We start from the raw sequence: 12,873 nt of genomic DNA, 5'->3' as shown, positions 1-12,873 counted from the left end.
GCACGTAGGAGCAAGCGTTTTTGGTTACTTTTTCGGCGTCTGGAAAAAGTGACCCGCCGTAAGGGCGGAACCCTAAGCAGCCGTTACCGCAGCAACGGATATGTACCCGAAAAAGCCCCTACATATACCGAGATAGACACTCCAACAGGAAAAACGATATTTCCGCCAACGCCCCCGCCCCAGCTACTCTTCCACGATTACCACCGCCGATTCCCCGGGGACCCCATGCCAAGATCCACCCTCAAACCACTATTAATCACCCTCGCACTAACAGCCATAGCCCCGATCGCCAACGCCGCCACCACCCTGGTCTACTGCTCCGAAGCCAGCCCGGCCGGCTTCGACCCCAGCCAATACACCAGCGGCACCGACTTCGACGCCTCCGCCGAAACCGTCTTCAACCGTCTCACACAATTCCAGCGCGGCGGCACCGACATCGAACCCGGCCTGGCAACAAAATGGGACGTCTCCGCTGACGGCCTGCAATACACCTTCCACCTGCGCCAAAACGTAAAATTCCACACCACCGACTACTTCAAACCCACCCGCGACTTCAACGCCGACGACGTCCTCTTCACCTTCCAGCGCCTGCTCGACCCGGACAACACCTTCCGCAAGGCCTACCCGGCCGAATCCCCGTACTTCACCGACATGGGCCTGAACACCACAATCAAATCGGTCGAAAAACTCGATGATCAGACCGTGCGCTTCAACCTCAACAACGTCGACGCCGCGTTCGTGCAAAACCTCGCCATGAGCTTCGCCTCGGTGCAATCGGCCGAATACGCCACCCAACTGCTGAAGGAAGGCAAAGCCGCCGACCTCAACCAGAAACCCATCGGCACCGGCCCGTTCGTGTTCAAGCGCTACCAGAAGGATTCACAAATCCGCTACGCCGCTAACAAGGCCTACTGGAAACCCGAAGACGTCAAAATCGATAACCTGATCTTCTCGATCACCCCGGACGCCGCCGTGCGCCTGCAAAAGCTCAAGGCCGGCGAATGCCAGGTCAGCGGCTACCCACGCCCGGCCGACATCGAAGTGATGGAAAAAGACCCGAACCTGCGCGTGCTCAAGCAAGCTGGATTCAACCTCGGCTTCCTCGCCTACAACACCACCCACGCCCCCCTCGACCAGCTCAAAGTGCGGCAGGCGCTGGACATGGCCATCGACAAACCGGCGATCATCAAAGCCGTCTACCAGAGTGCCGGCCAGCTGGCGCAAAACGCCTTGCCGCCGGCGCAATGGTCGTATGACCCGACCATCAAGGATGCGCCTTACGATCCGGTCAAAGCCCGGGTGCTACTGAAAGAAGCAGGGGTTGCACCGGGTACAACCATCAACCTTTGGGCAATGACGGTGCAGCGCGCCTCGAACCCGAATGCGCGGATGTCAGCGCAGATGATCCAACAGGATTGGGAGAAAATCGGCATCAAGGCCAACATCGTCAGCTATGAATGGGGCGAGTACATCAAGCGTGCAAAAAATGGCGAACACGACGCGATGATCTATGGTTGGACCGGTGACAACGGTGACCCGGACAACTGGCTCGGCGTGCTCTACAGCTGCGCGGCGGTCAAAGGCAGCAACTACGCCAAATGGTGCGACCCGGCCTACGACAAGCTGGTGCAGCAGGCCAAAGTCTCCACCGACAAGACGCAGCGGGTAAAACTGTATCAACAGGCCCAGTTGATTCTTAAACAGCAGGTGCCGATCACCCCGATCGCCAACTCCACGGTGTTCCAGCCACTGCGCAAGGAAGTCACTGACTTCCGGATCAGCCCGTTCGGTCTAACCCCCTTCTACGGTGTGGGTATAAATAAGTAACACCAAGCCCCAACGCGGCGCGCACAACGTGACCGGCGCACCGTTTTGGGGCTTCGTTTGCACCTTAAAAACCACGCGCAAACGGTCAAATGCGTCAAAAGTTATACAGATGCGACATTAAGGTACGTACGTGCCACCGTTTAACGCTCGCTCACACTCTGGATCTTGCAATGGGTATGGCCCCTGCATAAGTATCCGCAGGCACGACTCACGAGGTCGTACCTCACAACTAAAAAATGACAACAAATCATGAGGCCAACATGCTTAAACACGCGGTCATTCCGTTTCTAGTCGGCGCAGGCTTGTTAGCCTCCGCACCTTTCGCATCCGCTGCGACTAACCTGGTGTTCTGCTCCGAAGGCAGCCCGGCCGGTTTCGACCCGGGCCAGTACACCACCGGAACCGACTTCGACGCCTCAGCTGAAACCATGTTCAACCGTCTGACCCAGTTTGAGCGCGGCGGCACCGCCGTGATTCCTGGTCTGGCGACCAAGTGGGACATTTCCGATGATGGCCTGACGTACACCTTCCACCTGCGCGAAGGCGTCAAGTTTCACACCACCCCATATTTCAAGCCGACTCGTGAGTTCAACGCCGACGACGTGCTGTTCACCTTCAATCGCATGATTAACAAGGATGACCCGTTCCGTAAGGCGTACCCGACCGAATTCCCGTACTTCACCGACATGGGGATGGACACCAACATCACCAAGATCGATAAAGTCGACGACCACACCGTCAAGTTCACCCTGAAAGAAGTCGACGCGGCGTTCATCCAGAACATGGCCATGAGCTTCGCTTCCGTGCAGTCCGCCGAGTACGCGGCTCAGTTGCTCAAGGAAGGCAAAGCTGCCGACATCAACCAGAAGCCGATCGGCACTGGTCCGTTCGTGTTCAAGAGCTACCAGAAAGACTCCAACATCCGTTACACCGGCAACAAGGACTACTGGAAGCCGGATGACGTGAAGATCGACAACCTGATCTTCGCTATCACCACCGACCCGTCGGTACGTATTCAGAAGCTGAAAAAGAACGAGTGCCAGGTCACCCTGTTCCCGCGTCCGGCCGACCTGAAAGCGCTGAAAGAAGACAAGTCTCTGAAGATGCCTGATCAGGCGGGCTTCAACCTCGGCTACATCGCCTATAACGTGATGGACAAGGTCAAGGACAGCAACGAGCCAAACCCGCTGGCTGACCTGCGTGTACGCCAGGCGCTGGACATGGCCGTGAACAAGCCACAGATCATCGATTCGGTTTACCAGGGCGCGGGCCAACTGGCGGTCAACGCCATGCCGCCAACCCAGTGGTCTTACGACACCACCATCAAAGATGCCAAGTACGACCCTGAGAAAGCCAAGCAGCTGCTCAAGGAAGCTGGCGTCAAGGAAGGTACCGAAATCGTTCTGTGGGCGATGCCGGTGCAGCGTCCATACAACCCGAACGCCAAACTGATGGCCGAAATGCTCCAGTCCGACTGGGCCAAGATCGGCTTGAAAGTGAAGATCACCAGCTATGAGTGGGGCGAGTACATCAAGCGCTCTAAAGGTGGCGAGAACCAGGCCATGCTCATTGGCTGGAGCGGTGACAATGGTGATCCGGACAACTGGCTGAACGTGCTGTTCGGCTGCGACTCGCTCAGCGGCAACAACTTCTCCAAGTGGTGCGACAAGAAGTTCGACGGCCTCGTTAAAGAAGCCAAGCGCACAACCGACCAAGGCAAGCGCACCGAACTGTACAAAGAGGCGCAACACGTCCTCAAAGATGCAGTCCCGATGACACCTATCGCTCACTCGACGGTGTACCAACCCATGCGCGCCAACGTGCAGGATTTCAAGATCAGCCCATTCGGCTTGAACTCCTTCTACGGCGTCAGCGTCAGCAAATAAGGCATCACAGCGGCGACGTTCATGACGTCGCCGCTGTTTTACCTGCCGGGAAGTTAGGAATTTTCTTACAGCCAATTCCACTGCGGGTCACTGCAACGGTCTAGGCGCGTCGACTTTTCCTACGAGGTTTTCAGGCTTTTACGCATTTACTGCCAGTCCCGCGGCCCCTACCGTCGGGTTCTGACCAGTGCCTGCGTGGGCCAACGGTTTGCTGTACGTATTGGATTGAGCTCAATGCGACCACAACGTTTCAGGACGAGACGCGGCGCATTGCACAACACTAAAAAAAAGAGGGAGCGTCATGCGCCATACCTTGGTTTTTTCCGCATTGCTGGGCGCCGGTCTCTTGGCCGTCTCGTCCGCCAGTTTCGCCGCCAGCAAAAGCCTGGTGTTCTGTTCCGAAGGCAGCCCGGCGGGTTTTGATACCGCGCAATACACCACCGCGACCGACAACGACGCCGCCGAACCGATCTACAACCGTCTGGTCGAGTTCGAAAAAGGCGCAACCAATGTCGTCCCGGGTCTGGCAACCAAGTGGGATATTTCCGAGGACGGTCTCAAGTACACCTTTCACCTGCGTGAAGGTGTGAAATTTCATACAACGCCGTACTTCAAGCCGACTCGCGACTTCAACGCGGACGACGTGTTGTTCACGTTTAATCGCATGCTTGATCCACAGCAGCCATTCCGTAAGGCCTATCCCACCGAGTTCCCGTATTTCAACGGGATGAGCCTGAACAAGAACATCGCCAAGGTCGAAAAGACCGGGCCGCTGACCGTGGAGTTCACGCTCAACAGCGTCGACGCCGCGTTCATCCAGAACCTCGCCATGAGCTTCGCCGCCGTTCTGTCCGCCGAATACGCCGACAAACTGCTGGCCGATGGCAAACCGAGCGACATCAACCAGAAGCCGATCGGCACCGGGCCGTTCGTGTTCAAGAGTTATCAGAAAGACTCGAACATCCGCTTCACCGGCAACAAGCAGTACTGGGACCCGAGCCGGGTCAAACTCGACAACCTGATCTTCGCCATCAACACCGACGCTTCGGTGCGCGTGCAGAAGCTCAAGGCCGGCGAGTGCCAGATCACTCTGCATCCGCGCCCCGCCGATGTAGAAGCGTTGAAGAACGATCCAAAACTGCAACTGATCTCCAAGCCGGGTTTCAACCTCGGCTACATCGCCTACAACGTCCGGCACAAACCTTTCGACCAGCTCGAAGTGCGCCAGGCGCTGGACATGGCGGTGAATAAACAGGGGATTCTCAACGCGGTTTATCAAGGCGCCGGTCAGTTGGCCGTCAACGCCATGCCACCGACCCAGTGGTCCTACGACGACACCATCAAAGACGCCGCCTACAACCCGGAAAAAGCCAAAGAGCTGCTCAAGGCTGCGGGCGTCAAGGAAGGCACGGAAATCACCCTGTGGGCGATGCCGGTGCAGCGTCCGTATAACCCGAACGCCAAGTTGATGGCCGAAATGCTCCAGGCGGACTGGGCCAAGATCGGTCTGAAAGTGAAGATCGTCAGCTATGAATGGGGCGAGTACATCAAGCGCACCAAGAACGGCGAACACGACATCAGCCTGATCGGCTGGACCGGTGACAATGGTGATCCGGACAACTGGCTGGGCACGCTGTACAGCTGCGACGCCATTGGCGGCAACAACTATTCCATGTGGTGCGATCCGGCTTACGACAAGCTGATCAAAGAGGCCAAGGTCGTCACCGACCGTGACCAGCGCACCGTGCTCTATAAACAGGCCCAGCAATTGCTTAAACAGCAAGTGCCGATCACGCCTGTCGCCCACTCGACGGTCAACCAGCCGCTGAGCACGAAAATCGAAGGGTTCAAAGTCAGCCCGTTCGGTCGCAACGTTTTCTCGGGTGTCAGTATCGATTAAACCAACCGATTAGCCGCAACGCTGAGGGGGCTGTCTACCCCCTCACGCAAGCGCTTTGCCGAAATTCGCCCATCCGGCCTTCTGCAAACGTTTGCGATGTGTGAATGAGTTCTAAACCAATAACCGGCCAACCCAAAAAAGCCGGCATAAAAAGAAAGTAAAGGAGCTTCACCCATGAAACTGAGCAACACCGCGATACTGGCCCTGGCCATCAGCAGCATCACCGCCGGGGCCCATGCTGAAAGCGTCAGCCAGGACTTCATTCCGACGCAACTGGCCAGCACCAGCGCCCAATCCGAAGCCAAGGGTTTCATCGATGGCCAGAGCCTGTCGGGTTCGACCCGTAACTGGTACGCCAACGAAGACAAACAGCGCGGCGGCACTTTCAGCTATGAACGCCACGGCGAAACCCTGACCGGCTCGCGCCGGATCAACTGGGTTCAGGGCACCATCCTCAACTACACCTCGGGCTTCACCCAAGGCACCGTGGGGATCAGCACCGAAGTCGCGGCTTACAACGCCATCGCACTGGATCGCAGCCGCGAAGACATCAAGGGCGGTTCCAACCGTACCCTCGCCCACTCCAACGGCGACGCCGTCGATCAGTGGAGCAAACTGGGTCTGGCCAACGTCAAGGCGCGTATCTCCAACACCACCCTGACTGCCGGCCGCATGAACTTCAGCAGCCCGATCGTCGACGTCATCGGCAACCGTCCGCTGCCTTCGAGCTTCGAGGGTGTGGCGATCCACAGTGAAGAATTCGACAACCTGTCGTTCGACCTCGCGACCTTCGACCGCGTGTCGCCACGTACCGAACAGAGCCTGTCGAAATTCCGCACCGAATACAGCAACACCGGTGTCGAAACCGACCACGTCAACACTGCAGGCGTGAACTATCAGCCGCTCAAGAGCCTGAAAACCAGCCTCTACGCGACCCAGGCTGAAGACTTCTGGAACCAGTACTACTTCGGCGCCACTCACGAACTGGGCGACAGCTCGGTACTGAGCCTGACCACCGGCCTGAACTACTACAAGACCGTCGACGAAGGCAAAAAGTTGATGGGCGAGATCGACAACGACACCTACTCGCTGTCGTTCGGTCTGACTCACCAGGCACACACCCTGACCTTCTCGTACCAGGAAGTGAACGGTAACGAGTACTTCGACTACCTGCACGAAACCAACGGCATCTACCTGGCCAACTCCCTGCTGTCGGACTTCAACGGACCGAACGAGAAATCCTTCCAGATCGCCTACGGCATCAACATGGCCGAGTACGGCATTCCGGGCCTGAAGTTCAACGCCTACAGCGCTCGCGGCTGGGGCATCGACGGTACTCACTACGTCGGTACCGCTTATGACGTGCGCAGCATGGACGGCGAACACCATTACGAATACGGCATCGGCTCTTCGTACGCCGTGCAGAGCGGCCCGCTCAAGGCCACCACTATCCGCGCGACCTACACCACCCACCGCGCCAGCGAAAACCAGGCTGACGGCAGCATCAACGAGTTCCGTCTCGTGACCACTATCCCGTTCAACATCCTGTAAAAACGCCAACCGTCGGCTGACTCATGAAGAGTCGGCCGTGCGGTTTTTTGTCTTCAACCGATTGCAGAGGGTTATCGATGAAAATGCTTCCCCTACGTGCGGCCATCGCTGCCGCCTTGCTGAGTGCCGCCCTGGGCGTCTCGGCCAAACCCTTGGTGGTCTGCACCGAAGCCAGCCCGGAAGGCTTCGATATGGTCCAGTACACAACTGCAGTCACTGCCGATGCGGTGGCCGAAACCATCTTCAATCGTCTGGTCGACTTCAAGCCCGGCACCACGGAGATCGTACCGGCGCTGGCAGACACCTGGGACATCAGTGAAGACGGCCTGACCTACACGTTCCACCTGCGCCAAGGCGTCAAGTTTCACACCACCGAATACTTCAAACCGACGCGCGACATGAACGCCGACGACGTGGTCTGGAGCTTCCAGCGTCAGCTGGACCCGAATCACCCGTGGCACAAACTGTCGAGCGTAGGCTTCCCGTACTTTGAAAGCATGGGCTTCAAGGAACTGCTCAAAAGCGTCGAGAAAGTCGACGACAGCACCGTCAAGTTCACCCTGACGCGTCGCGAAGCACCGTTCCTCGCCGACGTCGCCATGCCGTTCACGGCCATCTATTCCGCTGAATACGCCGACCAGTTGCTCAAGGCCAACAAGGCTGGCGACCTGAATAACAAGCCGATCGGCACCGGCCCGTTCATCTTCCAGCGTTACGCCAAGGATGCACAGGTGCGCTTCAAGGCCAACCCTGAGTACTTCCGTGGCAAGCCACCGGCCGATGCGCTGATCCTGGCGATCGCCACCGACAACAACGTGCGCCTGCAGAAGCTCAAGGCCAACGAGTGCCAGATCGCGCTGTACCCGAAACCGGATGACATCCCGAGCATCAAGAAAGACGACAAGCTCAAGGTCGATGAACTGAACGCCATGACCGTTTCGTACATCGCCATGAACACTCAGCACAAATACATGAGCGACGTGCGCGTGCGTAAGGCGATCGATATCGCTTTCGACAAAGCGGCTTACGTCAACGCTCTGTTTGGCCCGGGCAATGCAACCGTTGCGGTCAACCCGTACCCGGACACGCTGCTGGGTTACAACCACGACCTGAAAAACCCGCCACGCGACCTCGACAAGGCCCGTGCCCTCCTCAAGGAAGCCGGGGTTCCTGACGGCACCGTGTTTACCCTGTTTACCCGCAACGGCGGCGGGCCGACCAACCCGAATCCGATGCTCGGCGCGCAGATGATGCAGGCTGACCTGGCGAAAGTCGGGATCAAGGTCGACATCCGCGTGATGGAATGGGGCGAGATGCTTAAACGCGCCAAGGCCGGCGAACACGACATGGTGTCGGCCGGATGGGCGGGCGACAACGGTGACCCGGATAACTTCCTGACGCCTATGCTCAGTTGTGAAGCGGCCAAGAACGGCGAGAACTATGCACGCTGGTGCAACGAGAAATTCCAGACACTGCTGGATGAAGCACGGGCTAAAGTAGATCCGGCCGAACGCGCCGCGCTCTACGAACAGGCTCAAGTGCTGTTTAATCAGGATCAGCCATGGATCAGCATGGCCCACACCAGGATGTTTACCGCAATGCGCAAGAATGTAGAGGGCTATCACATCAGCCCTCTCACCACTAATAACTTCGCCACCACCCAGGTGAAGTAGATAAGAAACTCCCGGCCTCCCTGACCCCAGGGAAGCCGGGCACGCCTAACCGGCTGATGAGGTACCACACAAGATGTTTAGTTTTATTGCCCGCCGACTGGGGTTGTTGATCCCCACGTTTTTCGGCATCACCTTGCTGACCTTCGCGTTGATTCGCATGATCCCTGGCGACCCCGTGGAAGTGATGATGGGCGAACGTCGGGTCGACCCCGAAATGCACGCTCAGGCAATGGAACGCCTAGGTCTGAACAAGCCGCTGTATGCCCAGTATCTGGACTACATCGGCAAACTGGCCCACGGCGATCTCGGCGAATCCCTGCGTACGCGTGAGAGCGTATGGACCGAGTTCACCTCCCTTTTCCCGGCGACCCTGGAACTGTCCATGGCCGCCCTGCTGTTCGCCGGCATCCTGGGCCTTTTGGCCGGTGTGATCGCGGCACTCAAGCGAGGATCCCTGTTCGACCACGGGGTGATGGGCATCTCCCTGGCGGGGTATTCGATGCCGATCTTCTGGTGGGGCCTGATCCTCATCATGTTCTTCTCGGTGAGCCTGGGCTGGACGCCGGTCTCCGGGCGCATCGACCTGCTCTACGACATCGAGCCGCGCACCGGTTTCATGCTGATCGACACGCTGCTGGCCGATGACGTCGGTGCGTTCTTCGATGCGCTGCATCACCTGATCCTGCCAGCCATCGTACTCGGCACCATCCCGCTGGCAGTGATCGCGCGGATGACCCGTTCGTCGATGCTCGAAGTGCTGCGCGAAGATTACATCCGCACCGCCAAGGCCAAAGGCCTGTCGCCGTCGCGCGTGGTGTTCGTCCACGGTCTGCGTAACGCGCTGATTCCGGTACTCACCGTGGTCGGCCTGCAAGTCGGCACCCTGCTGGCGGGTGCCGTCCTGACCGAAACCATTTTCTCCTGGCCCGGCATCGGTAAATGGCTGATCGAAGCCATCGGCGCCCGGGACTATCCGGTTGTGCAAAACGGCATCCTGTTAATCGCCTGCCTGGTGATTCTGGTCAACTTCGTAGTGGACATCCTCTACGGCTTTGCCAACCCACGCATCCGTCATCAGCGCTGAGGTCCAATCCAATGAGCACTCCAACTTCCTCAGTAGCGACTTCCGCCACCAACGCGGATCAAAGCCTGCTGTACCCGTCGCCGTACAAAGAATTCTGGCAAGCCTTCTCGAAGAACAAAGGCGCGGTTGCCGGCCTGCTGTTCATGTTGCTGGTGATTTTCTGCGCGCTGTTCGCCCCTTGGGTGGCACCGCATAACCCGAGCGAGCAATACCGCGACTTCCTGCTGACGCCACCGGCGTGGCTCGAAGGCGGGCAGATGCAGTTCCTGCTCGGTACCGATGAACTCGGTCGCGACCTGCTGTCGCGTCTGATCCAGGGCTCGCGCCTGTCGCTGCTGATCGGCTTGTCTTCGGTGGTGATGTCGCTGATTCCGGGGATTCTGCTGGGTCTGTTCGCCGGTTTCTTTCCGAAGATGATCGGCCCGACCATCATGCGTCTGATGGACATCATGCTGGCCCTGCCATCGCTGCTGCTGGCTGTGGCGATTGTCGCCATCCTCGGCCCTGGCCTGATCAACACCGTGATCGCCATTGCTGTGGTTTCGCTGCCGTCCTACGTGCGTCTGACCCGTGCCGCGGTGATGGGCGAACTGAACCGCGACTACGTGACCGCCGCGCGCCTGGCCGGTGCCGGTCTGCCACGCCTGATGTTCATCACCGTGCTGCCGAACTGCATGGCGCCGCTGATCGTTCAAGCGACCTTGAGTTTCTCCTCGGCGATTCTCGATGCCGCCGCACTGGGCTTCCTCGGCCTTGGCGTACAACCGCCAACCCCTGAGTGGGGCACCATGCTCGCTTCGGCCCGCGACTACATCGAACGCGCCTGGTGGGTGGTGAGCCTGCCTGGTTTGACCATTTTGCTCAGCGTGCTGGCAATCAACTTGATGGGCGACGGTCTGCGTGATGCGCTGGACCCGAAACTCAAGAACGCCGCCTGAGGAGATTCCCATGTCACTGCTAGAAATCAAGAATCTCAACGTTCGCTTCGGCGACAAGACCGCGACCCCGGTGGTCGACGGCCTCGATCTGAAAGTCGACAAAGGCGAAGTACTGGCCATCGTTGGCGAATCGGGTTCGGGTAAATCCGTGACCATGATGGCGCTGATGGGCCTGATCGAGCATCCCGGCATCGTCACCGCCGACTCGCTCAGCTTTGACGGCAAAGACATGCTCAAGCTGAGCAATCGTCAGCGTCGGCAGATCGTCGGCAAAGACCTGTCGATGGTTTTTCAGGACCCGATGACCGCGCTGAACCCGAGCTACACCGTCGGTTTCCAGATCGAAGAAGTGCTGCGTCTGCACCTGAAAATGTCCGGCAAGCAGGCGCGTAAACGTGCGATCGAACTGCTGGAAAAAGTTGAAATCCCCGGCGCCGCCAGCCGTATGGACGCCTACCCGCATCAACTGTCCGGCGGTATGAGCCAGCGCGTTGCGATCGCCATGGCGATTGCCGGCGAACCGAAACTGCTGATCGCCGACGAACCGACCACGGCACTCGACGTGACGATTCAGGCACAGATCATGGATCTGCTGTTGGCGTTGCAGAAAGAACAGAACATGGGCCTGGTGCTGATCACCCACGACCTCGCGGTCGTGGCTGAAACCGCCCAGCGCGTCTGCGTGATGTACGCAGGGCAAGCCGTTGAAGTCGGCCAAGTACCGCAACTGTTCGACATCCCGGCGCACCCGTACAGCGAAGCGCTGCTCAAGGCGATTCCCGAGCACAGCCTCGGCGCCGCACGTCTGTCGACCTTGCCGGGCATCGTTCCGGGCCGTTACGACCGTCCGCAGGGTTGCCTGCTGTCGCCGCGCTGCCCCTACGTGCAGGACAGCTGCCGTGCGCAGCGTCCAGGCCTTGATCCGAAAGCCCACAGCCTCGCCCGCTGCTTCTTCCCGCTGAACCAGGAGGTGGCGTAATGGCCGTCGTACTTACCGCCCGCGACCTGACCCGTCACTATGAAGTCTCCCGTGGCCTGTTCAAGGGCCACGCGACCGTGCGCGCACTGAACGGCGTGTCGTTCGAACTGGAAGCCGGCAAGACCCTCGCCGTTGTTGGTGAATCGGGCTGCGGTAAATCCACCCTCGCCCGCGCGTTGACGCTGATTGAAGACCCGTCGTCCGGCTCCTTGAAAATCGCCGGCCAGGAAGTCGCCGGCGCCGACAAGGCCCAGCGCAAGCAGCTGCGCAAAGACGTGCAAATGGTCTTCCAAAGCCCGTACGCGTCGTTGAACCCACGGCAGAAAGTCGGTGACCAGCTCGGCGAGCCGCTGCTGATCAACACCAACCTGAGCGCTGCCGAACGTCGCGAGAAAGTCCAGGCGATGATGAAGCAGGTCGGCTTGCGCCCTGAGCACTATCAGCGTTATCCGCACATGTTTTCCGGCGGTCAGCGCCAGCGTATCGCCCTGGCGCGCGCAATGATGTTGCAACCGAAAGTGCTGGTGGCGGATGAACCGACCTCGGCACTGGACGTGTCGATTCAGGCGCAGGTACTCAACCTGTTCATGGATCTGCAGCAGGAGTTCAACACCGCTTACGTGTTCATCTCGCACAACCTCGCGGTGGTGCAGCACGTGGCCGATGACGTGATGGTGATGTACCTCGGTCGCCCGGTGGAACTGGGGCCGAAAAACGACATCTACGAGCGTCCGCTGCACCCGTACACCCAGGCGCTGCTGTCGGCGACCCCGACCATTCACCCGGACCCGAACAAGCCGAAAATCAAGATTGTCGGCGAACTCCCCAACCCCTTGAACCCGCCGTCGGGATGCGCCTTCCACAAGCGCTGCCCGTACGCGACCGAGCGTTGCAGCACTGAAGAGCCGTTGTTGCGCCAGCTCGACAGCCGGCAGGTGGCTTGCCACTACGCCGAGCAATTCCTCGACGGCGCGGCGTAAGCAAAACTGGAGACCTACACAAAACCTGTAGGAGCTGTCGAGTGAAACGAGGCTG

The 12,873-nt window shown here is 58.9% G+C and carries 9 protein-coding genes; all 9 read left to right on the top strand.

Annotated features, from left to right (window positions below):
- Positions 1-225: 225 nt before the first annotated feature.
- The 9 genes from PMI37_RS22415 (at position 226) to PMI37_RS22375 (ending at position 12,818) form a co-directional block, all read left to right on the top strand.
- Positions 226-1,827, top strand: coding sequence for an ABC transporter substrate-binding protein (locus tag PMI37_RS22415; RefSeq protein ID WP_045123240.1), 1,602 nt, complete (start codon positions 226-228; stop codon positions 1,825-1,827).
- Between the two features lie 260 nt (positions 1,828-2,087).
- Entirely contained in the window at positions 2,088-3,713 is a 1,626-nt protein-coding gene (locus PMI37_RS22410) for an ABC transporter substrate-binding protein (RefSeq protein WP_008085281.1), read from the top strand.
- Between the two features lie 301 nt (positions 3,714-4,014).
- Complete coding sequence (locus PMI37_RS22405) at positions 4,015-5,613, top strand: ABC transporter substrate-binding protein (protein WP_008085279.1); 1,599 nt, start codon at positions 4,015-4,017, stop codon at positions 5,611-5,613.
- A 174-nt stretch (positions 5,614-5,787) separates the two neighbouring features.
- Entirely contained in the window at positions 5,788-7,164 is a 1,377-nt protein-coding gene (locus tag PMI37_RS22400) for an OprD family porin (protein ID WP_008085277.1), read from the top strand.
- Between the two features lie 77 nt (positions 7,165-7,241).
- Entirely contained in the window at positions 7,242-8,837 is a 1,596-nt protein-coding gene (locus PMI37_RS22395; protein ID WP_008085274.1) for an ABC transporter substrate-binding protein, read from the top strand.
- A gap of 73 nt (positions 8,838-8,910) precedes the next feature.
- Positions 8,911-9,921, top strand: a complete 1,011-nt coding sequence (locus tag PMI37_RS22390; protein ID WP_008085273.1) for an ABC transporter permease subunit — start codon at positions 8,911-8,913, stop codon at positions 9,919-9,921.
- Between the two features lie 11 nt (positions 9,922-9,932).
- The gene (locus PMI37_RS22385) at positions 9,933-10,859 is read left to right on the top strand and encodes an ABC transporter permease subunit (RefSeq protein ID WP_008085271.1); all 927 of its coding nucleotides are present in this window, start codon (positions 9,933-9,935) and stop codon (positions 10,857-10,859) included.
- A gap of 10 nt (positions 10,860-10,869) precedes the next feature.
- Positions 10,870-11,838, top strand: coding sequence for an ABC transporter ATP-binding protein (locus tag PMI37_RS22380; protein WP_008085268.1), 969 nt, complete (start codon positions 10,870-10,872; stop codon positions 11,836-11,838).
- A complete protein-coding gene (locus tag PMI37_RS22375; protein WP_008085266.1) occupies positions 11,838-12,818 on the top strand; it encodes a peptide ABC transporter ATP-binding protein in 981 nt (326 codons plus the stop codon). Before PMI37_RS22380 ends, PMI37_RS22375 begins: the two co-directional genes overlap by 1 nt.
- Positions 12,819-12,873 lie beyond the last annotated feature (55 nt).

This window comes from Pseudomonas sp. GM80, assembly GCF_000282515.1.
Lineage (GTDB): Bacteria > Pseudomonadota > Gammaproteobacteria > Pseudomonadales > Pseudomonadaceae > Aquipseudomonas.
This window is presented reverse-complemented; position numbering and strand designations above follow the sequence as displayed.